Annotated in this window: 22 protein-coding genes and 3 pseudogenes; 8 read left to right on the forward strand and 17 right to left on the reverse strand. The window is 67.9% G+C overall.

Annotated elements, in window-relative coordinates:
• The 3 genes from BKG60_RS07845 to BKG60_RS07855 all read left to right on the forward strand — a co-directional run.
• Positions 1-884: IS256 family transposase (locus BKG60_RS07845; protein ID WP_070946939.1), on the forward strand; the 884-nt coding region annotated here is incomplete at its 5' end.
• Between the two features lie 20 nt (positions 885-904).
• On the forward strand, positions 905-1,120 hold the full coding sequence (locus BKG60_RS07850; protein ID WP_074414912.1) for an IclR family transcriptional regulator domain-containing protein: 216 nt from the start codon (positions 905-907) through the stop codon (positions 1,118-1,120).
• 24 nt (positions 1,121-1,144) lie between these two features.
• Positions 1,145-1,615 (forward strand): hypothetical protein, encoded by a 471-nt coding sequence (locus BKG60_RS07855; RefSeq protein WP_047040856.1) that lies wholly within the window; start codon positions 1,145-1,147, stop codon positions 1,613-1,615.
• Positions 1,616-1,839: 224 nt separating this feature from the next.
• Here the strand turns inward: BKG60_RS07855 and BKG60_RS07860 are convergent, their stop codons facing one another.
• From BKG60_RS07860 to pcaH, 7 genes are all read right to left on the reverse strand, one after another.
• Complete coding sequence (locus BKG60_RS07860; RefSeq protein ID WP_047040871.1) at positions 1,840-2,328, reverse strand: cupin domain-containing protein; 489 nt, start codon at positions 2,326-2,328, stop codon at positions 1,840-1,842.
• A gap of 71 nt (positions 2,329-2,399) precedes the next feature.
• Positions 2,400-3,089 carry a 3-oxoacid CoA-transferase subunit B gene (locus BKG60_RS07865; RefSeq protein ID WP_047040853.1) on the reverse strand — a complete coding sequence of 230 codons (690 nt, stop codon included), beginning with the start codon at positions 3,087-3,089 and terminating at the stop codon, positions 2,400-2,402.
• Positions 3,086-3,784 (reverse strand): 3-oxoacid CoA-transferase subunit A, encoded by a 699-nt coding sequence (locus BKG60_RS07870; protein WP_047040851.1) that lies wholly within the window; start codon positions 3,782-3,784, stop codon positions 3,086-3,088. The genes BKG60_RS07865 and BKG60_RS07870 overlap by 4 nt, the downstream gene beginning before the upstream one ends.
• On the reverse strand, positions 3,781-4,962 hold the full coding sequence (pcaDC, locus tag BKG60_RS07875) for a bifunctional 3-oxoadipate enol-lactonase/4-carboxymuconolactone decarboxylase PcaDC (protein WP_047040849.1): 1,182 nt from the start codon (positions 4,960-4,962) through the stop codon (positions 3,781-3,783). Before pcaDC ends, BKG60_RS07870 begins: the two co-directional genes overlap by 4 nt.
• A complete protein-coding gene (locus BKG60_RS07880; RefSeq protein ID WP_043416463.1) occupies positions 4,959-6,164 on the reverse strand; it encodes a lyase family protein in 1,206 nt (401 codons plus the stop codon). Before BKG60_RS07880 ends, pcaDC begins: the two co-directional genes overlap by 4 nt.
• Positions 6,161-6,730: a protocatechuate 3,4-dioxygenase subunit alpha gene (pcaG, locus tag BKG60_RS07885; RefSeq protein ID WP_043416462.1), complete on the reverse strand. Its 570-nt coding sequence runs from the start codon at positions 6,728-6,730 to the stop codon at positions 6,161-6,163. Before pcaG ends, BKG60_RS07880 begins: the two co-directional genes overlap by 4 nt.
• On the reverse strand, positions 6,730-7,527 hold the full coding sequence (gene pcaH / locus BKG60_RS07890; RefSeq protein WP_043416460.1) for a protocatechuate 3,4-dioxygenase subunit beta: 798 nt from the start codon (positions 7,525-7,527) through the stop codon (positions 6,730-6,732). Before pcaH ends, pcaG begins: the two co-directional genes overlap by 1 nt.
• Positions 7,528-7,597: 70 nt before the next feature.
• On the opposite strand from pcaH, the gene BKG60_RS07895 reads away from it, so the two are divergent.
• A complete protein-coding gene (locus BKG60_RS07895; protein WP_047040843.1) occupies positions 7,598-8,347 on the forward strand; it encodes an IclR family transcriptional regulator in 750 nt (249 codons plus the stop codon).
• 291 nt (positions 8,348-8,638) lie between these two features.
• Here BKG60_RS07895 and BKG60_RS07900 read toward each other — a convergent pair.
• A pseudogene (locus BKG60_RS07900) lies at positions 8,639-9,894 on the reverse strand (IS256 family transposase).
• Here BKG60_RS07900 and BKG60_RS32375 point away from each other — a divergent pair.
• Positions 9,781-10,020 (forward strand): hypothetical protein, encoded by a 240-nt coding sequence (locus BKG60_RS32375; RefSeq protein WP_224866092.1) that lies wholly within the window; start codon positions 9,781-9,783, stop codon positions 10,018-10,020. The pseudogene BKG60_RS07900 and the gene BKG60_RS32375 overlap by 114 nt on opposite strands.
• A gap of 222 nt (positions 10,021-10,242) precedes the next feature.
• On the opposite strand, the pseudogene BKG60_RS07905 reads toward BKG60_RS32375, so the two are convergent.
• From BKG60_RS07905 to BKG60_RS07935, 7 genes and pseudogenes are all read right to left on the reverse strand, one after another.
• A pseudogene (locus BKG60_RS07905) lies at positions 10,243-10,980 on the reverse strand (transposase); the annotation flags it as partial.
• A gap of 77 nt (positions 10,981-11,057) precedes the next feature.
• Entirely contained in the window at positions 11,058-12,011 is a 954-nt protein-coding gene (locus BKG60_RS07910; RefSeq protein WP_017682183.1) for a tyrosine-type recombinase/integrase, read from the reverse strand.
• Positions 12,012-12,128: 117 nt separating this feature from the next.
• Positions 12,129-13,508, reverse strand: a complete 1,380-nt coding sequence (locus BKG60_RS07915; protein ID WP_010596918.1) for a dihydrolipoyl dehydrogenase family protein — start codon at positions 13,506-13,508, stop codon at positions 12,129-12,131.
• Positions 13,505-14,401 (reverse strand): cytochrome c biogenesis CcdA family protein, encoded by an 897-nt coding sequence (locus BKG60_RS07920; RefSeq protein WP_010596917.1) that lies wholly within the window; start codon positions 14,399-14,401, stop codon positions 13,505-13,507. The genes BKG60_RS07915 and BKG60_RS07920 overlap by 4 nt, the downstream gene beginning before the upstream one ends.
• Positions 14,398-14,904 (reverse strand): TlpA family protein disulfide reductase, encoded by a 507-nt coding sequence (locus tag BKG60_RS07925; protein WP_010596916.1) that lies wholly within the window; start codon positions 14,902-14,904, stop codon positions 14,398-14,400. Before BKG60_RS07925 ends, BKG60_RS07920 begins: the two co-directional genes overlap by 4 nt.
• Positions 14,901-15,200, reverse strand: a complete 300-nt coding sequence (locus BKG60_RS07930; protein WP_010596915.1) for a hypothetical protein — start codon at positions 15,198-15,200, stop codon at positions 14,901-14,903. Before BKG60_RS07930 ends, BKG60_RS07925 begins: the two co-directional genes overlap by 4 nt.
• Positions 15,200-15,589, reverse strand: coding sequence for an ArsR/SmtB family transcription factor (locus BKG60_RS07935; RefSeq protein WP_026138108.1), 390 nt, complete (start codon positions 15,587-15,589; stop codon positions 15,200-15,202). The genes BKG60_RS07930 and BKG60_RS07935 overlap by 1 nt, the downstream gene beginning before the upstream one ends.
• 128 nt (positions 15,590-15,717) lie before the next feature.
• On the opposite strand from BKG60_RS07935, the gene merA reads away from it, so the two are divergent.
• From merA to merB, 3 genes are all read left to right on the forward strand, one after another.
• The gene (gene merA / locus BKG60_RS07940; protein ID WP_010596913.1) at positions 15,718-17,157 is read left to right on the forward strand and encodes a mercury(II) reductase; all 1,440 of its coding nucleotides are present in this window, start codon (positions 15,718-15,720) and stop codon (positions 17,155-17,157) included.
• Between the two features lie 18 nt (positions 17,158-17,175).
• On the forward strand, positions 17,176-17,619 hold the full coding sequence (locus tag BKG60_RS07945) for a MerR family transcriptional regulator (protein ID WP_010596912.1): 444 nt from the start codon (positions 17,176-17,178) through the stop codon (positions 17,617-17,619).
• Between the two features lie 71 nt (positions 17,620-17,690).
• A complete protein-coding gene (gene merB / locus BKG60_RS07950; RefSeq protein WP_010596911.1) occupies positions 17,691-18,335 on the forward strand; it encodes an organomercurial lyase MerB in 645 nt (214 codons plus the stop codon).
• A 68-nt stretch (positions 18,336-18,403) separates the two neighbouring features.
• On the opposite strand, the gene BKG60_RS07955 is transcribed toward merB, so the two are convergent.
• The gene (locus tag BKG60_RS07955; protein ID WP_017682184.1) at positions 18,404-21,415 is read right to left on the reverse strand and encodes a Tn3 family transposase; all 3,012 of its coding nucleotides are present in this window, start codon (positions 21,413-21,415) and stop codon (positions 18,404-18,406) included.
• Between the two features lie 147 nt (positions 21,416-21,562).
• Positions 21,563-22,069 (reverse strand): annotated as a pseudogene (locus BKG60_RS07960) (transposase family protein); the annotation flags it as partial.
• Positions 22,070-22,193 lie beyond the last annotated feature (124 nt).

Genomic DNA, 22,193 nt, shown 5'->3' on the forward strand with positions numbered 1-22,193 from the left:
TCGGCACCGGCGCCGGACTGTCCGCATCCTCGATCACCCGGCTCACGGCCCAGTGGCAGGACGAGGCGAAGGCCTTCGGCACCAGGGACCTCTCGCAGGTCGACTACGTGTACCTGTGGGTCGACGGCATCCACCTGAAAGTCCGGCTCGAGCAGGAAAAGCTCTGCCTGTTGGTGATGCTCGGGGTGCGGGCGGACGGCCGCAAGGAACTCGTCGCCCTGGCCGACGGCTACCGAGAGTCCACCGAGTCCTGGGCGGACCTGCTGCGGGATTGCCGCCGCCGCGGGATGCGCGCGCCGGCGCTCGCGGTCGGGGACGGAGCTTTGGGATTCTGGCGGGCACTGCGGGAGGTGTTCCCCGCCACCCGCGAACAACGCTGCTGGTTCCACAAACAAGCCAACGTTCTTGCTGCACTCCCGAAATCGGCGCATCCGGGTGCGTTGGCGGCGATGAAGGAGATCATCGGGGCCGAGGACATCGACAAGGCGCAGTTGGCGATCGCAGCGTTCGAACGTGACTACAGCGCGAAGTACCCGAAAGCGGTGAAGAAAATCGTCGATGACGCCGACGTGCTGCTCGAGTACTTCCGGTATCCCGCCGAGCACTGGGTGCATCTACGCACCACGAACCCGATCGAATCGACCTTCGCGACGGTTCGGCTTCGGACCAGGGTGACCAAGGGCCCGGGATCACGGGCGGCGGGCATGGCGATGGCCTACAAGCTGATCGAAGCAGCGCAGTCGCGGTGGCGGGCGGTCAACGCACCACACCTGGTGGCGTTGGTGCGGGCCGGCGCAGTGTTCCACCAGGGCAAGCTCCTCGAACGTCCGGTCGACATCACCCCGGAACCATCGCCCGACACCCCAGTGTCCGAGGTCGCCTGACGACCCTCGATCCACAGGATTTGACTATTTCTCGAAAGAGCGGTTTCGCGACCAGTAGGGAGGAAAGCGAAGAAGGTGTCGCATCCGTTGCTGTCGCCATACCTGCAAGAGGTCCCGACGTGAGGCTGGCACTAAATGCATCAGCGCCGAGCTATCGGTTACGGCCATCACATGTCCGCAAAGTAGCTGGCATCATCGGCGAAGCTGCCGCAGAGCTTGCTACTAAGCTGGTCTAACTACATTGGCAAAGGAGATGTTCTGTGTCGAGTACCCCCGACCTGCCGGCGTTCGTTTCGACGATCGATGACTACCTGCGCTTAGAACAGCGCCACTCGCCGGCCGAGCAAATGTTCGCAACCGTCCTCACAGACGACTTCGAAATCGGCTTTCGCGGCGGCCACCAATGGAAGGGACTCAATGGTCTGCGGTTGTATCTCACGCAGCGGGACGGGATTTTCGACGAACGCCTCGAACTGCGTCAAGTACTTTCCTACGTTCCGGTGCAGGAGGATGTCATCGAGCTGACGACACGACTCGAGTTCTTCTTCCGTCGCTGGAGAGCTCCTTCGCCGGTCAGCGAAGAATTCACCGGTGCGGCCTTTCACACGTGGCTGATCCGCATTGTCGACCATGAGACCCGCGTGGCCCGGGTGGTTATCGATGGATTTGCAAATCTCAACGACAACGCCAGGGCGGCGTTTGCTATCCCAGATGAAGGGTTCGACGAATAACGCATGTGACCGCATCGTGATCACTTTGCGCTTTACTCGCACAACCCGTGGGCCGACAACACGGGTGCAGATCAGGCCGCCTGCTTCGCCGGGAGACGCCGCGGCCACGAAAGTTGCAGGGCGGCTGGACATTAGCGCCGTGGATGGGTTGACCGGCCGCCGTGTGTTTGACCGCCGTCGTCAAGCGCCCTTCGAAGCGATTACCTTGACAATTTCTCCACTGCTTACGTGTCGCCGACGCCGAAAGCCTCGGCGAAGCTAACGTTGCCCCTGGTTTCCCTCTGGGTTGCGTCCACGGCAGCCAGGAGGCGGGAGTTCTCGATGACTATCATCTCGACGTCCTGTTGGTCATCTGCATAGTGGCGATGCCATACCCACGGCGGCGTATACACGAAGTCGCCTGCGCTCCACGTTACGCGTTGATCGCCAATCTCCGACCAGCCCGAGCCATGTCGCACGAAGTGAACTGACTCGTGTACGTGTCGATGAAGGTCACTGCCCGCACCGGCGGGGATCTTCTGCAGGAAGAACTCAATGGAGCGGGCGGGTATCCGCAGAAGCAATCCAATTTCTGATGGGCTTCCGGTCTGGATCCAGTGTGCCTCGGTGGAGTTCACGACGAGGTGCTCCTCGGTCACGTGCTGGGTGTCGCGATCCCCTGCGCGCGCCATACTTTCGGCGAAATCGGCTAGCTCGTCACGGGATAGGGTCATCAATCCACTCCTCTGGGAATTTCGTCGCTGAGCGAGCATGGAGTCACTTTTCGGCGACCCAAGCGCCAGGGTCACGACAGAGCTATGTGCAAGCGCTTCTCGAGCGCGGCGATACTGATGGCGAAGGTCTCGAGTACGCGCACGCGTCCGTCTCCGGCGTTGTCGATGTCGAAGATCGCGTACTCGGTATACAGCCGGCTGACGCACCGAAGCCCGGTCAGCGGGTAACTGCACTCCGGAACCAACTTCGCGGTCCTGTCCTTGCCGAACAGCGTCATCATCACGAATACGCGCTTCGCTCCGATGGCGAGATCCATCGCACCCCCGACCGCGGGAATGGCGTCCGGTGCTCCGGTGTGCCAGTTGGCGAGGTCTCCACGCTCGCTGACCTGAAACGCCCCGAGCACACACACGTCGAGATGGCCGCCGCGCATCATGGCGAAGGAGTCGGCGTGGTGGAAGTAGGACGCCCCAGGGGTTTCGGTGACCGGAACCTTGCCTGCATTGGTGAGATCCGGGTCAATGGCGTCTCCTGTCGCGGCGCCTCCCATGCCGAGCATGCCGTTCTCGGTGTGCAGCACCACCTCGGCGGCGGGGTCGAGGTAGTCGGCGACCATCGTGGGCTGGCCGATGCCGAGATTGACGTACGACCCAGGTGCGATGTCGCGGGCGATCATCGCGGCGATCTCCCCGCGGTCCAACGGGCCACGGTCGAGATGCTCGACACGACGCCGTGTCCTTGCATCGAGCGTTCCCGTCACGAGGCGGCCTCGGTGCGGGCGGCGGGAATCGAGGACAGGTCGAGGATGCGGTCGACGAAGATACCCGGCGTCACGACCGTCTCGGGGTCGATGCCTCCGGTCTCGACGACGCGGGAGACCTCAACGACGGTCAGCGTGGCGGCGGTCGCCATGACCGGACCGAAGTTGCGAGCAGTCTTGCGGTACAACAGGTTTCCGGCCCGGTCGGCCAGGTGTGCTGCGATGAGTGCGACGTCGCCGCGGATCGGATACTCCAGCACGTAGTCGCGGCCGTCGATCGTGCGGATCTCCTTGCCCGAGGCGAGCGGGGTGCCGACACCGGTCGGGCAGAAGAACGCGCCAATGCCCGCGCCTGCCGCTCTGATCCGCTCGGCCAGGTTGCCCTGCGGGACCACTTCGAGGTCGACCATGCCGTCCCGGTAGAGCCTGTCGAACACGTACGAATCGGCCTGTCGGGGGAAGGAACAAATGACCTTCGCGACCCGACCGGCAGCCAGCAGCGCGGCCAGACCGGTGTCGCCGTTGCCCGCGTTGTTGCTGACGATGGTGAGCTCGGCGGCGCCCTGTTCGATGATCGCATCGATGAGTGTGGTGGGCATGCCCGCCATGCCGAATCCGCCGACGAGAATTGTGGCGCCGTCAGCGATTCCGGCGACGGCTTCGTGGGCGGCGGCGCAGACGGCGGTGCGGCTCATGACGACGCCCGCTCGTCCTCGTCGAATTCCGGCAATACCTCGGCGGCGATGCGAAACGCGGAGTTGGCGTCGGGGACGCCACAGTAGATGGCAGTCTGCATCAGCAGCTCCTTGATCTCGTCGTTGCTCAAACCGTTCCGGCGGGCCGCTCGCAGGTGCATCGCCAGTTCCTCGCGGTGCCCGCGCGCGACCAGCGCCGTCAGGGTGATCATCGAGCGGCTGCGAAGGTCTAGACCTGGGCGTGTCCAGATGGTTCCCCAGGCGTACTGGGTGATCAGGTGCTGGAAATCGGCGGTCATGTCGGTGGTACCGGCGATTGCCCGGTCGACGTGCCCGTCGCCGAGCACCTGGCGCCGTATCGCCATTCCCGCGCGACACACATCCTCGACGGTCCTAGTCGCAGGCTGCGGAATACCCACCTGCTCTGCGATGAGGCCGGCGACCCGGTCCGGGGCTTCGGCGGGTGCCAGGTGGCCGACACCGTCGAGCACTACGAGGTCACCGTCCTGGACACCGGAGGCGATGCGCCGCAATGACTCCGGCGGTGTGGGCACGTCGGCGCTGCCTGCCACGGCCAGGACGGGAGTGACGATCTCGCGCAATCGGTCGGAGACGTCGAATGCCGCGAGGGCCTCGCAGGCCTGCGCATAGGACTCCGGATCGGTGTGGCTGAGGGTGTCCAGCAGCGCCGCGCCGACACCTGGTTGCCGGTCGACGAAGCCCGGCGCGAACCACCGCTGGGCCGCGCCCGAGAGTAAGGTTTCGACGCCCTCGGCGCGGACGGTGGCGGCGCGCTCGAGCCAGCCAGCTGGGGTGCCGATCAACGCACCGGTGCCCAGTAGGGTCGCCGAGTCCACCCGTTGCGGCGCGTCGAGCATCAGCTGCAGACCGACACAGCCACCGAGCGAATCACCGGCGTAGTGGAAGGTCTCGGCGTGCATGTCGTCGGCGAGTGCCAGCACGGCGACCGCGAGTTCGGCGATCGTGAAGGGCTCGCCAGGACCGCCTCGACCGTGACCGGGTAGGTCCCACCCGACGACGCGGGCGTGCGCACTCAGCCATCCAGCCGCAGCGCTCCACAGCGTGGCTGCCGAGGTACCCAGTGAAGGCCCCAGCACGAGGACAGGCGCACCGTCGGGTCCGCCGAAGTCGATTGTGGCCAAGGCCGGAATGGTCATGACGCAGACTTGATGAAGCGGCGGGCCCGACTCAAGGTCGAATCGATCAGCCGATCGGCGGCACCGGTGTAGTCGGGCCGTGCTGGGCTACCGGTCAACTCGGTCATTGCACGTTGTTCGGTGAGCAGCCCGCCCGCGTCGGCCAGGTTCGCGGCCGCCCGCGCCGTGTCCACCTGCAACCCGGAGAGCAGTTCGGAGGCTTGGATGGCCGCCACGACGGTGTGGCGGGCGAGCGTGCGCAGTGTGGCCCATTCGGCGTGCCACGCGCCGTCGGAGCGCTCGTCGACACTCGCTCCTGCGGCCAGGTGCAGGGTGGCGCCCAAGGTGCCCGCGGTGAGCGCGGTGCGCCGGATCAACACAGAGCGGACGGGATTGTTCTTGTGCGGCATCGTCGATGAGCCGCCACCAGTCCCCTCGGCCAGCTCGCCGACCTCGGGCCGGCTACCGGTCGCGATGTCGGCGGCGATGTGCCCCCAGGCGTCGCAGCAGCTCACCAACGCATCCCCGATGCGGGTGATCGCCGAGCGGGTGGTGTGCCAGGGCGGAGCCGGCGCCAGCCGCAGTGCGCCGGCGAGCGCGTCGCTCAACGCGATGGCGCCGTCCACCGAACCGGTCAATTCGGTAGCCGCCGCCAGCGTTCCCACCGCGCCACCGACCTGCACCGGCAGCGAGGGCAGCAGCCCGGTCAGCGGTTCGGCGGCGTCCAGTATGCCGGTAAGCCAACGTGCCATCTTGGCGCCGAAGGTGCTTGGTAGGGCGGCCTGGGTCAGGGTACGCGCGAGTGTTGGTGTGCTCCGGTGCCTCTCAGCGAGCTCGGACAGCGCCCGGACTTGGACGGTGAACTCGTCGCCGATGCGCATGAGGACATCACGGGCGCAGATGACGAGCGCTGTGTCGACGACGTCCTGACTGGTTAGCCCGCGGTGTAACCAGCGGGCTGTCGCCGCCGTTGAGCGCTCACGCAACAACGTGACCAGAGCGCTGACGGGGCTGCCGTCGGTGGCGGCGCGGCGGGCGATCGACTCGGTGTCGGCGTCGGCGATGAGGTCTGCCAAGCTGGCACGCGCCTCTTGCGGTGCGATACCGGCGTCGACGAGGCTGTCCAGCCACGCCCGTTCCACGGCCACCATGGCCTCGAGGAATGCGGGGCCGCTCATCAGGTCGCCTGCGAGGTCGTCGCCCGGCCAGAAGAGGTCAGTCATCGCTGGTGTCCCGCGTAGCGCAGGAAGACCGTCTCGGGTTTGCCTGGCGCGTCCTGCAATTGGATGTCGAAGCGTAGTCCGGCGCCCTCGCGGGTGGCGATGAGCGTGTCGCGACGCTCGGGCGGCAGGGACGCCAGCAGTGGATCGCCGGCCAGCTGCCCCCCGGGCACGTAGGCGCGGGTGAACAGCCGGTTGAGCAGCCCGCGGGCGAACACGGTGATCAGAAAGAACGGTGCCGCACCGGGATCGCAGGGACCTGGGATGACGGTGGAAAAGTTGTACCGTCCGCCATCGTCGGTGCCGGCGCGGCCCCACCCAGTGAAGGTCCAGCCGTCCCGGTGTAGCGAGCCGGTGGACGTGGGGATGGTGCCGTCGGCGTTTGCCTGCCAGATCTCAAGTAGGGCGTCGGGAACAGGCTGGCCGTCACCATCGAGGACCAAGCCGGAAAGCTGGACGGCACCCGGTGAGCCGGCCGGAACCAGCTGGTCGCACCGGTCGAACGGGAGTGCGTAACCGAAAAAGGGTCCGACGGTCTGCCCCGGGGTGGCGGTGAGCAGGGTATTCATCAGTGTTCGCTTCCGCGGTGGGGATCCTCGGTCGGAGTGCGCGTCGCGCCGGTGAGGATGATGTCCCACCGGTATCCGGTGGCCCATTCGTGGGTGGTGACGTCGTGGTCGTAGTTGGCAATCAGTCGGTCTCGGGCCTTTCGGTCGGTGATCGACTGATAGATCGGGTCCAGCGCGAACAACGGGTCGCCGGGGAAGTACATCTGGGTGATCAGCCGTTGCGTGAATTCCGTTCCGAACACCGAGAAGTGGATGTGGGCTGGGCGCCAAGCGTTGCGGTGGTTCCTCCACGGATACGGCCCTGGCTTGATCGTGGTGAAGCGGTAGCTTCCGTCGTCATCGGTCAGGCAGCGGCCGACGCCGGTGAAGTTGGGGTCGATCGCGGACGGGTGCTGATCACGCTTGTGGATGTAGCGACCGCCGGCGTTGGCCTGCCAGATCTCGACGAGTTGACGTCGCACCGGCCGTCCGTCGCCGTCGACCACCCGGCCGGTCACCACTATCCGTTCGCCGATGGGTTCGCCTGAGTGCTGGATGGTGAGGTCCGATTCAAGCGGATGCACGTCGCGTTCGGAAAAGCAGGGCGTCCACAGCTCGACGCCCTCCGGGTCAGCGTGGTGTAGGTCCTTCGTGGGATGACGCAGCAGGCTGCTGCGGTAGGGCGCGTAGCCGAGCCGCGGCTGCGTCTCCTCGATGCCAGCGCGCTGATACTCGGACTCGATCGCCTCGATCTCCGCGCTGATCGCCTGCTGCCTCGGCAACCCGCCGTCGGGATCGGGGTCGATCACTGCTGTCATAGCCTTGACACTATTGGCTCCTCGGCGACTGACCTACGCTAGATTACCACTGAGCGGAAAGGATCCGTGAGTGGCGGGAAATACCTCAACGCCCGGCACCAGCGTCGCTTCTCGTTTGCTGCGCATGGTCGCCGCCTTCGATGAGTGGCACCGGACACTGACGCTGTCCGAACTGGCGGGTAGGGCCAGCCTGCCGATGGCCACGGCCCACCGGCTGGCTGCCGAACTGGTTGCGGGCGGGGCGTTGCAGCGCCGCACGGACGGTCGTTTCGAGGTCGGCCGACTGATGTGGAGCGCTGGGCTGCTCGCCCCGGTCGGAGGCGGATTACGGCAGGTCGCAGAGCCGTTCTTGCACGATGTCTACGCGGCAACGCTCGCCACCGTGCACCTCGCGGTACGCGACGGCAACGAAGTATTGTACCTCGAGCGGATGATGGGTAGGGCATCCGTGCCGATCGTTAGCACCGTCGGCAGCAGGTTGCCGATGCACTGCACCGGCGTCGGCAAGGTGCTGTTGGCGCACGCGCCACGCGAAGTCCAGGATCAGGTGTTTGCCAATCTGACTCCGATTACTCCCTACACAATCACCCAGCCTGCGGTGCTGTCCCGACAGTTGGAGGGGGTGCGGCGCGAGGGGTTGGCTACCACCGTGGAAGAGATGTCGCTAGGCGCCTGTTCACTGGCCGTGCCGATCGTCCGGCAGTCCGACGACGCTGTGGTGGCCGCGATCGCCGTCGTAGTTCCGTCGTTGAAGCGAGGTCGCCAGCGACTGCTCGGCGCCCTGCAGGTGGCTGCCCGCGGCATCGTCCGGCTGCTGTGACCCACGGGCCGCCGCAGCAGCGATCGCTGTGCTGTCGGGCGGCTTCTGACAAAACGCGACACCGTCGCTAGCCGTCGAAAAAGTGGTGACTGCCATGACATCTGGCGCGAATCGGAGTCCGCGCCGCGGTGGAGGGATAGACGCGACCGATCCCCCAGTTGAAGCTGAGAAAGCATCAGCAAAGGGTCCGCCGTTCAACGATCAGCGGCGGAATCCATCCTGCCCACCTCGCACTCTCACCTCGCGAATCGTCACTTGGAGGAATTGTCAATACCTGTGGATCGGGGTGTTTCAGGCGACCTCCGTTCCGGCGTCCTGATCGTCGTCTGAGGGCGGTGTTGGTGGGGTGATGTCGGTGGGGCGTTCGAGCAGTTTGCCTTTGTGGAAGACCGCGCCGGCGCGGACCAGGGCGACCAGGTGCGGGGCGTTGACGGCGCGCCAGCGGGCCGAGGCGGCGTCGATCAGCTTGTAGGCCATCGCTAGTCCGGCCGTTCGCGATCCCGGGCCTTTTGTCACCTTGGTCCGAAGTCGCACTGTGGCGAAGGTGCTTTCGATCGGGTTCGTCGTGCGCAGGTGGATCCAATGTTCGGCCGGGTACTTGAAGAACTCCAGCAGCACATCGAGGTCGTCGGTGATCTTGGCGACCGCCTTGGGGTACTTGGCGCCGAAATCGACCTCGAAGGCCTTGACCGCGAGCTGGGCCTTGTCGATATCCTCGGCGTTGTAGATCTCCTTGAGTGCCGCCAGGGCCGACGGGTGTGCTGATTTCGGCAGTGCGGCAAGAACATTGGCTTGCTTGTGGAACCAGCAGCGCTGCTCTTTGGTGGCCGGGAACACCTCACGGACCGCTTTCCAGAACCCGAGTGCACCGTCACCGACGGCGAGCACGGGGCGGTCATGCCGCGCCGTTTGCAGTCGCGCAGCAGATCGGCCCACGACTCGGCCGATTCACGGTAGCCGTCGCTGATCGCCACCAGCTCCTTGCGGCCGTCAGCGCGCACACCGAGCATCACCAGCAGACACAGCTTTTCCTGGTCCAGGCGGACCTTGAGGGGGATGCCGTCGACCCACAGGTAGACATAGTCGCTGCCCGACAGATCGCGACGACCGAACGCGGCGGCCTCATCTTGCCACTGCGACGTGAGCCGGGTGATCGTCGATGCCGACAACCCGGCACCGGAGCCGAGGAACTGCTCCAGGGCCGGGGTGAAATCGCTGCTCGACAACCCGTGCAGGTACAACAGCGGCAACACCTCGGACATCTGCGGGGACTTGCGCGCCCAGGCCGGCAGGATCGCCGAGGAGAACCGCTTGCGTTCACCAGTGTCGGGATCGACACGTTTGTCGTTGACCCGCGGGGCCCTCACCTGCACCGCACCGGCTGCGGTCAGCACCTCGCGCGGCTGGTGGTAGCCGTTGCGGACCACCAATCGGTGGCCGTTGTCATCGCGCTGGTCAGCGAACTGCGCCACGTAGGCGGCGACCTCGGCCTGCAACGCCGCGGCCAGCATCTGCCGAGCGCCATCACGGACAATCTCATCCAACAACGACCGACCAGCACCACTGTCGGTGTTGTCGTTGGCCTCCGCGCCGTCGTGAACTACGGTGAGCATGGGCGTACCTTCCCAACCAGCGCGCCAACGCCGGTCTTGATCGAATACCTGATTCCGTGATGATCATCCTCGGGAAGGTGCGCTCATTTTCACGCCCCCACGCCGAGGCTCATCCACAGGTTCTGATCATTCCTCTCACTAAGCCTGATTCCACCGACCGACGGTGTGGTGGCCGGTTGAGCTGATGGTCTTGATCCGGGCTGGTGGTGGGCATGACGAGGCCGCTGGTCTGTCCAGCTTTTCCTGTCGGGTTCCTGGTTGTCGGGTCGGGTGGTCGGTGGTTCAGGCGCTGGATCGGTGGCCGATGGTGTTGTGCCACAGGGTCATCCATGCTGGTTCGGCGGGCCAGTGCCGGGGTAGGTGCAGGATCGGTCGTCGTTGGGGTCGGGCCAGACGAGCCGGGATATTGACCAGGTGACGGCGCAGGGTCGCCCCGCGCGCGGTGCGGTGACGGGTCCCGGCCAGGGTCGCGGTGGCGCGCAGCAGATTGTGGGCGATCGCGGCGCAGACGGCCCAGGCACTGTTGGCGCCGAAGCGCCCGGAGGGAATGTGGGCCAAGGGGCCGTCGATGAGGTCGGCGAAGGTGGTTTCGATGATGGCGTGGCGGCGGTGGGTGATGTCGGCGTCGGTGGCCGACTCGGTGGTGTTGGTGAAAAACGGGTGATACCGCCAGATCGGGAACAGCCCGTCTTGGGGTTGGTTGGCGTCTTTGACCCGGCGCACGATCAGCCGGGCGGTGACCGCCTCATAGGTGCCGGTTTTGGCCATGGTGTAGACGGCTTCAGCGACTTCGGCATCAGAGATCCAGGCCCCGGTCTCGCGATCGAGCACCGCACCCGGGTATTTCACCGGGGTCCAGGCGTTCTCGGGAATGCTGTCGATGGCGCGTTGCACCGCGGCGTTGCGGGTCAGCACCAGCGAGAACACCGCCCCGTAGCGGCGGCATACCCGGATCACCGCCCGCGATCCATAGGCGCTGTCACCGCGCACGATGATCTGCCCGGTGACGCCGGGGTCCCGGCAGTAATGGCGCAAAAAACAACGAGGTTCGCGTAGCGCCTGGTCCGGGTAGACGGACGAGTCGTTGTTGGTGGCCGCTATCGGTGGCCGCGGTCGGGACCGAGGAGGCTGGTGATGCCGCGCATGGCCGCCGGTGAGGGTTTGAAGTAGCGGCGCAGGTTGTCGGGTTTGCGGTGGCGGGACTTGGCCATTAGCTCGAGCAGGCTGGCTCCGGCCTCGCCGAGATGCGTCAGGCCAGAATGCCGGAGTTCGTGCAGGTCCCAGCCGGTGCCGGGTCCGTTGGTGGCGGTGGCGGCATCGAGCAGGGCGCGGGCCTGGCCGTAGGACAACCTGGCCAGGCCGGTGTCGGGGCAGATGTCGCGGTCGGCGACGGCTTTGCGGGGTCCGGGTCGGCGGTGGGTGACGAACAGCGGTCCGCGGGTGCGGCCCTTGGTGAGGCGTGGCAGGAGCCGGGCGGTACCCGCGTCCCAGTACACGAGCTCGTGCGCGTACTCGTGATGGGCGGCGCCGCGGCGGCGGGTGCGGGGCTTGGCGCCCTTGGACTTCACCGGGCAGCACCGCCCGGCCAGGTCGAGGTCTTCGATGTTGACCTGGAGCAGTTCCTCGGTGCGGGCGCATGTTTCGTAGAGCATCCGCCACAGCGTCTTATCCCGCAGGTCGATGTCGCGGCGGGTGATGAGCCGGTCGATCGCGGTGCGCGAGCGCACCGGGGTGGCCGAGTCCGGCGGGGTGGAGCGTTTCACCCACGCGGGGACCGCCGGGGCGAGGTGTCCGTGCTCGCGGCACCACGCCAGCCAAGACGCGACCGCGGCGCGGCGGGCGTTCCAGGTGTTGACCGCCGCCTCGCCCCACAAAGTTTCCAGGGTTTCGCCGATCTCGTCGTCGGCGACATTGGCCAGCGGCCGGGCCTCGCCGAGCCTGGCGGTGGTCTTATCGACGGCGATGGCGTAGGAGCGGCGGGTGTTCGGGGAGCGGATCGAGTCGAGGAAGCCGTCGCCGGCGGCGCGGACGGTGATCCCGGACGACAACATTGTGACCTCCCTGGCCTGCTTGCCACAGATAACAGGGCCGCTTCGCGCACCGCCGGAGCGGAGTCGTCGCAGGCCGGGTTTCATGGTGCCACAGATAACAGGGTGTTATCTGTGGGATCAGTCGGCGGCGGGTCGGTGGACGCCGCCGGCGGCGGCGTTGACGGCTTCGGCGAGGGTGGGGTGGATGTGGATGGCGGCGGCGAGTTGGCCGTAGGTGGCGCCGCAGGTCATGGCGATGACGGCTTCGTGGACGAGGTCGCCGCCGTCGGGTCCGGCGATGTGGCAGCCGAGGATCCGGTCGGTGGCGGCGTCGGCGACGAATTTGACCAGGCCGCGGGTGTTGCCGATGGCGCGTGCTTTGGCAACGCCGGTGAAGTTCTGGCGGCCGATGATCACGTCGTAGCCGGCTGCGCGGGCGGCGGGTTCGGTCAGGCCGACGGCTCCGACTTCGGGGTCGGTGAACACCGCGTGCGGCACGACACGTCCGGTGGTGGTGCGGTCCTGGTCGCGGTAGACGGTGCGGTAGACGATGTCGGCGTCGTCGCGGGCGGTGTGGGTGAACATCGGCCCGCCCCGCAGGTCGCCGATCGCCCACACGTTGTCGGCGGAGGTGTTCAGGGTGTCGCCGACGGTGAGGAAGCCGTGCGGGTCGGGTTGCAGGTCGAGGTGTTCCAGGCCCAGGGCGTCGGTGTTGGGGGTGCGCCCGGTGGCGAGCAGCAGGTGGCTGCCGGTGATCTCGGCGGTCTCGGTGCCGGTGCAGCCGATCCGGATGTTGCCGGCCGTCCCGGCGGCGTGAGTACAGGTGGTGGCGGTCGCGACAGTGATGCCGTCGGCAGTCATGCCGTCGGCGACGGCGGCGCTGATGTCGGGGTCTTCCCCGGGCAGCAGCCGGTCGGCGCGCTGGACGATGGTGACCTCGGCGCCGAATCGCCGGAACATCTGCGCGAATTCGCAGCCGACGTAGCCGCCGCCGACGACGAGCAGGTGGGCGGGTAGTTCGGTGAGGTCGAGCAGCGTGCGGGAGGTGTAGTAGGGCACGGCATCCAAGCCGTCGATGGCCGGGAGGGTGGTGCGGGTGCCGGTCGCGAGGATGATCCGGTCCGCGGTCAGGGTGGTGCCGTCGACGGTGAGGCGCCGGTTACCGGTGAATTGTCCTGCGGCGTGGTAGAAGTCGAGGTCGGCGGATTTTTCGACGGCCCGATACGATCCGGCCCGGATGGAATCGACGAGGGTGTTCTTACGCTCCACCACGGCGGCCAGGTCGACGGTGACCGGACCGCCGACGCGGACGCCGAACTCGGCGGCGCGGCGGGCCTGATGGGCGACGGCGGCGGAGGCGATCATCGTCTTGGTGGGGATGCAGCCCCGGTTCAGGCAGGTCCCGCCGAGCAGTTCCTTCTCGACGAAGGCGACCCGGCCGTGGCGGGCGGCGCGCAGCGCCAGTGGCAGCCCGGACATTCCGCCGCCGAGCACGAGGGTGTCGTAGCGTTCGGTCATTGCGGGCGCCCTTCCTCGATGACGGTCGTCGGGGTGCAGCAGTCGACGGGTGCGGCATCGGTAACGCGGCGCCGGATCATGCGGTGAGCGAGGACGGTGACGGCGGCGGTGAGCACGGTCAGTGCCGCGATCGTCGCCATCAGTGGTGTGTGGTTCTGCAGCCAGGTGCTGGCGGTGGTGGACAGGGCCGCGAATCCGTTGGTGCCGGTGGTGTCGCCGGTGACGGCGGGCAGCCAGTACCAGGCCAGGTAGGCGCCGGTGAGGATGAGCACGGTCGCGGTGATGCGGGTGCCGTGCCGGGCGAGGGCGGCGAGATGGTGGGTGAGCGCGGTACCGGCGGCCGCGGCGGCGAGGCTGACCAGCAGCAGGATCGTCGCGGCGCCGAGGGTGTAGGCGACGAACACCGCGAGCAGCGCACCCCAGCCCGCGGTGGCCTGGGCCTGGGCGATGACGGCCAGCAGCACCCCGAACGTGCACGACAGCGACGCCGCGGCGTAGCCGATCCCGGCGAGGACGATCCCGGTTGTGCCGCCCGGCCCGGTGGCCGGGCGCAGCGCTCGGGTGGGCAGTCGCAGACCGAGCACGCGGCCGGTGAACATGACGACACCGAGCAATACCAGGGCGACACCGACGACCAGACCGAGCCACGGCGCGGCGCTGATCAGCGCGCGGGCACCGGCGCTGATGGCCAGCCCCGCCACGGCCAGGGTGCCCGCGAACCCGAGGGTAAAAGCGACGCCGGTTCGCAGCGCCCGCGCCGTGCGTACCCCGAGCGGTTCGGTGGCGGTGTCGCCGAGGGTGTGGGTGATCCAGGCCGGCAGCAGCGCGAAACCGCACGGATTGACCGGGGCGAGCATGCCCGCGGTGAACGCCAAGGCCAGCAGCCCGTTCACCGGTCCCCGGCCTTCGCCAGCGCGGCGGTGATCTGATCGGCGGACGGGTCGGCGGCCCGGTAGGCGACCGCACCGCCGGGGTCGACGACGAGCAGGGTCGACAGGGCGGCCACGGAGTACCGCTTGGTCAGGGTCGCATCGGTGTCGATGACCGCGGGCACGGTGTCGGTCCCGGTTTGCTGCTGGAAGTCGGTGACGACCTGGGCAGGTTCGGCCGGATCCATGTCGACCAGGACGAAAGCGGCGGTGTCACCGAGTTGTCGCGCAGCCTGCGACAGCGACTTCGCGCCGCCCACGCATTCACCGCAGCCGACCGAAAAGAAGAACATCGCCGTCGGCTTGCCGCTGGGCACGGTCACCGGCGCCCCGGACAGCGCGGTGACCGTGACGGGGTCGGTGGCGGCGCGGGGCGAGGCGGTGTCGGTGCCGCAGGCAGCCAGCACCGTGACCGCCAGGGCGGCGAGCGCCGCGCTCACCGTGCGTCGGGTGATCGGCGTGGTCACGGCTGGGAACTCCGATCGGTCGACGCGTTGGGCTGATGCGATCGGCGGGTGCCCAGCAGTCCGCGGACTGTCCCTCGCTGCGGCGGCTTACGACGGCGCGCGGTGTAGCCGACGGCGGCGAGGACCATCACCGCGGCGGCCACGATCGGTCCCCAACTGCGCAGCGCACCGCCGAGGGCGGTGAGCGCACCGGCCGCGATCAAGGCCGGTCCGGCGCAGCACACGATCATGGCCACGGCGGCACCCACCACCGCGAGCGGGCCGCCGATCCCCGTGGAGTTGTTGCGTACGTTCATCAATGTCCTGCTCCGTTCACACGAGCGGTGTCGATGCGGGTGCAGCAGGTCAGCGCGGCGGCGTTGTCGGCGGCGAGGGAGCGGGCCAGCATCACCAGGTCCGCGACGCGTGGGTCGCCGACGGAGTAGCGCAGCTTCTTGCCGTCACGGCGCGCGGTCACATAACCGCAGTCGGCCAGGCAGGACAGGTGCACCGACACCCGCGGCTGGGAGATCCCGGCATGCTCGACACACTCCGCGGAGGTGCGCTCGGCGGCCAAGATGAACTCCAGCAGCTTCAACCGCGTCGGATCCGACAGCGCGCGAAAGAACTTCGCCGTCGCATCCAGGTGCGTGCAGGCCGTCTCGCCACCGGGCGCGGTGACGGCGGCGGTCGTGGACCGGGGCAAGGGGATCGCCTCCACAAGAAGAAAGTTGAACTATTCGGATAAGCGCATAGTATGATGTCCGGAGATATTCGTCAACGCGAATAGCAACCTGTTCCGTGACCGGAGTCCCCCAGCAAGGAGAACCCGCCGTGACCACGACATCCCCGCGCGCCGATCTGGCGATCATCGGTTCCGGTTCGGCGGCGTTCGCCGCCGCCATCGCCGCGGTCAACCTCGGCAAACGGGTGGTGATGGTCGAGCGCGCCGCGATCGGCGGCACCTGCGTGAACGTGGGCTGCGTGCCGTCGAAGGCGCTGCTGGCCGCCGCGGAGGCCCGGCACACCGCGGCGAGCGCCGACCGGTTCCCGGGGCTGGCGGCGACCGGGGCACCGGTGGACTTCGCCGAGCTGATCGCGGGCAAGAACGCGCTGGTCGACCGGCTTCGCGGCGAGAAGTACCTCGACCTGGCCGCCGACTACGGCTGGGAGATCGTCTCGGGAACCGCCGTCTTCACCGGTACCACCGACGCACCGGTGCTGCGGGTCGAGCAGGGGGCCGATGGCCCGCGGGTGATCGACGCCGATCAGTACCTGATCGCGACCGGCGCCGCGCCGTGGGCGCCGCCGACCGACGGGCTCGCCGAGGCGGGGTATCTGACCTCGACCACCGCGATGGAGCTCGACGTCCTGCCGGGGTCGCTGATCGTGGTGGGCGGCAACGCCATCGGTCTCGAACAGGCACAGTTGTTCGCCCGGCTCGGCACCCGGGTCACGGTGATCGAGGCCCTGGATCGGCTGGCGCCGTTCGAGGAACCCGAGATCTCCCGGGCCATCGCGCAGGTGTTCGCCGACGAAGCCATCACCGTGCTCACCGGCGCCACCCTCGACAAGGCACTGGCCGAGGGCGGCGAGAAACTCGTCACCGTCCGCACCGCCGACGGGGCCACCACCGAACTGCGGGCCGCCCAGCTGCTCATCGCCACCGGCCGCCGCCCCGACACCCCCGGATTGAATCTGGCGGCGGTCGGGGTACGCACCGACGACCGCGGCGCCGTCGTCGTCGACGCCCACCAGCGCAGCAGCAACCCGCGGATCTGGGCCGCGGGCGACGTGGCCGGCGGCCCCCAATTCGTGTACGTCGCGGCGGCGCAGGGCACACTCGCCGCCGGCAACGCCCTCGGGCACGCCGGCCGCACCCTGGACTACACGGCGCTGCCGCGGGTGACATTCACCAGCCCGGCCATCGCCGCGGTCGGCCACACCGACAGCCAAGCCGCCGCAGCCGGATTACGGACCGAGTCGCGGCTGCTCACCGGTGCGAACGTGCCGCGTGCCCTGGTCAACCGGGACACCCGTGGTGTGGTCAAACTCGTCGCCGAGGCCGGGACCGGGCGGGTGCTAGGCGTGCACGCCGTCGCCGAGGGTGCCGGGGATCTGATCACCGCCGCCGGGTACGCGATCACCGCGGGCATGACCGTCGACCAGCTCGCCCGCACCTGGGCGCCGTATCTGACCATGGCCGAAGCGCTGAAACTCACCGCCCAAACCTTCACCGCCGATGTCGCCAAGCTGTCCTGCTGCGCGGGCTGAGGACCGGATCGAGCCGTCATGAACACACCGGTGATGACCATCGGAGACCTGGCCCGCCGCACCGGAGTGCCGGCGAAAGTACTACGCCGCCACCACGACCTGGGCCTGATCTACAGCCTCGGCCGCAGCCGGGCCGGATACCGGCTCTTCGACGAACACGCGCTGTGGTGCGTCGAGGTCATCGCCACCCTGCGCGGCCTCGGCCTCACGGAGGCCGAAATCCGTCAGCTCGCCGCCACCTGCGACGACAGCGCCCGGCCGGTCGGACCGCAGCTGGCCGAACTACTGGCCCGCTCCCGGACCCGGATCGAGGACCGCATCCGCGACCTCGACGAGCAGCGCCGCCGCATCGACGAGTTCGAACACCACCACCACGACGCGTTGACCCGGGCGACCAGCCACGACCGAGCCGCCGCCCCGCCGTGGGTGCCGGATCCGAGGACATGCGGCTGCGGCGCTTGACCTTCCCTGCGGTGGCAAGCCCGACACTCGATCCCACACCCGTGACTACACGCTCCGAGGGGACACCAGCGATGACGACCAACCCGTTCGCCACCACCATCGTCGACACACTGTTCGACTCCACCGCCAATACGGGAACGAACCTGATGGGCACCGCGATGCGGCTGCTCGCGGCCGGTGAACCGATCACCATCGAACAGCTCGCTACCGCCGCCGGCGCCAGCGTCGCCGACGTCGAGAACGCGCCCGCCGCCGCGGACATCGAATACGACGACCGGCACCGCATCCTCGGCTGGGGCCTGACCCTCAATCCCACCCCGCACCGGTTCACCGTCGACGGCCACCAGCTCTACACCTGGTGCGCCGCCGACACCCTGCTGTTCCCCGCCATCATCGGTCGCCCCGCCACCGTCGAATCCACCTGCGCCGCAACCGGAACCACCATCCGACTGTCCGTTGACCCGGCCTCCGGGGTCAGCGGCCTCGACCCGGCCACCGCGGTCATCTCTGTACCCGGCCCCGACGAACTCGACCCGACCCGGGTCCGCGCCACCACCTGCAACCCCGGCCGCTACTTCGCCACCGCCGTGGCGGCCGCCGACTGGCAGAGCCGGCACCCCACCGGGCTCGTGCTGCCCGTCGCCGACGCCTACGCCCAGCTGCGCCCGATCAGCGACCGCGTCCTCACCGCCACCGAACCACCACGCTGTCGCTGACCCAACCCAGGCCACCGATGTGCCCAGCTACGCCCCAGCACCCTCTCCCGGAAGGTGGTAGCCGGCGGTCAGAAGAGGGTGTCGCGGACCCGCAGCGGCCGGTACCCGGTGGGGCCGAGCTGGGCCAGTTCGGCGTCGATGTCGACCTCGATGGCGCCGAAGAAGTTGATGTTCTCGCTGTGCGCCGGAGAAATGTGCGCCAGCACCTCGTCATCGATGCGCCGCCCGGCCCGCCGCATCTGTTCGGTCGCCAGACCGTAATACTCCGTGGTCCAGGCGATGACGGCGTTGGTCGCCAACGTGAGGCACCATGCCTGTTCGGTCTGTCCCTCCAGGTGCCTCGCGCGCACGGTTCCTTCATGCGCGTAGAGCAGGTCGCGGCGGAGCGCGTGCAGGGATTCGCCCTTGTTGAGCTGGCGGGAGATCTTGCGTCGATAGCCCGGGTCGGACAGATACCGGGCGGCGTAGATCGTGCGCCGCAGCGCCCCGTACTCCTTGAGCGCCGCCGCGAGGGCGTTCTGCCGGCCCGACGCCGACAGCTTGCCGACCAGCAGCGACGCGGTGGCGTGCCCGAACTTCAGCGACCCGGCCAGCCGGAGCAGGTCGTCGTAGTGCTCGGCGATCAGATCGAGATTGCACCGCCGGGTCAAAAGCGGGCCCGCGTGCGGGAACGCGGACTCGACCTGGGCTCGCGGCGCCGCCCGGTACAGGGTGATCCGGCCCAGGTCCCGGATGCGGGGCGAGAGCTGCAACCCGAGCAGGTCGAACAGCCCGAAGTTCACCAGGGTGACGCCGTGCGTGTCGGTCGCATGCTCGGTGATCGGCAGATCCGTTGCATTGCCGAGGATTTCGTCCAGCACGTAGTGAGCTTCACGTCTCGTCGCGACGATGACCTTCGTGCCGTAGGTGGCGTGCTGATCGGTGACATGGGTATACGTGCTCAGTCCTTCGTTCGCGAAATAGCGGCTCAACGCTCTGGCAGTGACCGATTTGCCACGGGTCGGGAACCGCTGCCCATCACTGGAGGACAGGGTGCCGGCCCCGAAGATCGGGGTCAGCGGCAGGCGTTGGTGGTAGTCGATGATCGTCAGGTTCGCCGCCCGCAGCGTCTCCTCCCGCACATACCACTCCGAAGTCCAGGCCAGGATGTCGTAGGAGATGCCGGAGGCCTCCGCCATACGGGTGAGACCCAGGTTGGTGGAGTAGGCCAGCAGCACCGCGATGAGGTTGCGCTTCAACTCCGGGGTGCGGGACTGCTTACCGCCGGCGTGGGTGAAGCAGTCCAGGTAGCCGGTGCGTTTGTCCAGCTCGATCAACAGCGACACGATCGGCGCGAACGGCAGCATCTCCGTCAACTCCTGCTTCAACGCCACCGCTTCGGCCGGAACGTCTTCTGCCGACAGCGGCGAGACCACCAGGTCACCGGCCTCATCGAGACGGACCGGGCCGTCGCCGTCGGCGAGCACCTTCTCCAACTCGCTCATAGCGTCGTGCAGCTCGTCGGTGGCGGTCGCCAGGGCGCGGGCCGGATCAGCGGACTTGCCGACCAGGCGGCAGAACTCGTCACGCTGCGGCTCCCACGCCTGCGGGGTCAGCAGGTAAGCGGCCGGGTCGGCGTAGCGGCGCGACCCCGGCACGAACACGTCGCCGCTGCGCAACCCGTCCCGCAGCCCCAGCAGCACGCACAGCTCCCAGTAGTGCCGATAGGCGGTGGTGTTGCCGGCTTTGCGGGCCTCGTCGAGGTAGCCGCGCCACTTCGTCGGCACGAACCCCGTCGGCGCGTCGTCGGGCACCTTGCGGGTACCGGTCGCATTCAGCTCCCGCAGCATGTGCACCCCGATCAGCAGCTCGATCGCCGCGGTGCCGCCGGCGAACCGGACTGTCGACAGCACCTGCGGGGTGAACTGCCGCAGATAGGAGTACGAGCTGTCCAGAGCGGCCAGGTGCCCGTGATCGCGCGGCAGCCGAGGTTTGGCCTGCGCGACCGCGGCCCGCAACCGCTCCCATCCGATCCGATCGCCCCGGATCAGGCCGCCGATCTCCTCGTCAGGGATCTGCGTGTCGGTGATGATGGCCAGCAAGTCGTCGAGCAACCCCTGCCGATCCTCTCCGGCCTTACCGCGCTCGGCGAGCTCGTCGCGCATCCGGCGTTCGGCTTTGCTCAACCTGGCCGAGATCGCCTGATCGAACAGCTGCACCACCTCGTCGAGCACATCGGTGGCCGACTGAGCCAACACCGTGAGCAGGATCGGGTAGCGGCGTTGCGGATCCCGGCGTTCCAAGGCTTGGCCCGTCAAGCGTCGGCCCACAGTCGCCAGGAACCGCCGCCGCTCCGCCGGCAGCACCGACATATCCAGCTCATCCGCGCCCAGGTTGCGCAGGAACACCAGCTTCTCGACCTCGGCCTTCACCGCGGTCGCCGACGCCTCCACCGGGCCGGTCGACAACCACCGCAACCGCGACATCCCGATAGACGGGTCGGCGACCAGCAACGCATCCAGTTCCTTACACCGCTGCGGCGTGAACTCGCGCGCCAACCGGTCATAGGTCTCCCGCTGCGCCTGCGTGCGAGCATGCGCGACCCGGCGGACCACCGTGTCCGGGCCCGGCCGGATCACCCGCGCCGAGATCAGGTACTCACACGCCAGCCGGAACAACAGCGTCGGCGAATCGTGCTCCATCGCCCGCGCCAGAAGGAACTCATCCAGCTCCTTCAACTCCATCGACCCGGCAGGCCGCCACCCCAGATACTGGGCCACCAGCCGCACATGCTCGGTCCGCGTCTGCGCCCGCTTGCCATACGAACGAAGCTGCACCGCATCGACATTCAGCTGATCCGCCAACCGGGCCACCGCCACCGGCGGCGCCGACGACACCTTGTCCGGCACGAACCCCAGCCACGGCAAGGTGCACAACGCCACCGCCAGGCCCAGACGGACCGCAGGGCCCCTGCCCTGCGGAGCAACGAACGCCAGATCCGCCGGGGTCAGCGTGAAGTACCGGAACAACTCCTCACGACTGATCTCCGGGAACTCCCGCAGGCGCTGCAACTCCTCGTCCGCGAATACCCGCGTCGCCACGAACCCCAGCCTCCAAAACGCCGACCAACCTCATCGGCAGCCAAGCCAAGCACCAACCACCCCGGCCCGCAGCCCGAACCGAGAAATCACCGCCGACCAGGCGCTACGCGAACCTCGTTGTTTTTTGCGCCATTACTACCGGGACCCCACGCCGGCCGCACGCGCAGTCTGCAGGGCTTGGGCGAGCATGCGGGCGGCCCCTTTACCGGAGTTGGCCTTGCCCGCACGCAGTCGGATGCCGGTGATCACCGGTGCGGCGGTGTCGGTGCTCAAGGTGGTGACCAGCGGGGACAGCCCTTTGCGCAGAACCTGCTTGCCAGCGATCTTGGTGTGTCCGTAGGAGGCGCCCTGCTTGGCATGTCCGTGCACCGGGCGCAGCAGGGAGTCGATGTCGAGGTAGGCACGCACATCGGCTCCGGGCAGCAGGTCCACTCGCTCGCACAGACCGGCCAGATGCTCGGCCAGTACCGAGTCGAGTTGGCGGGCGTGACCGAAGGTGAACTCGCGCAACAGGGTTCCCACGGTGGAGGGGGCATACACCCGGTTGAAGAGGGTTTTCATGCCGCCGGCTCGGACCACGTCGACATCGTCGATGTAGTCCGCGCCGGCGCACATGCTCGCGATCAGAGTGGCCAGTTTCGGTGCTGGTTTAGCCTCGATCCACTGATGAATTGGGGTAGGTGTGCCTCGCTGGGCTGTTGAGGGCTGGTCCTGGTCGCGGGCAGGGGGTATCTGCTGGTCTGTCCAGCTGTTCCTGTGCGCTCCGGTCGGGCCTTTC

Origin of the sequence: Mycobacterium syngnathidarum, from assembly GCF_001942625.1 — a bacterium.
In the GTDB taxonomy this organism is placed as follows: domain Bacteria; phylum Actinomycetota; class Actinomycetes; order Mycobacteriales; family Mycobacteriaceae; genus Mycobacterium; species Mycobacterium syngnathidarum.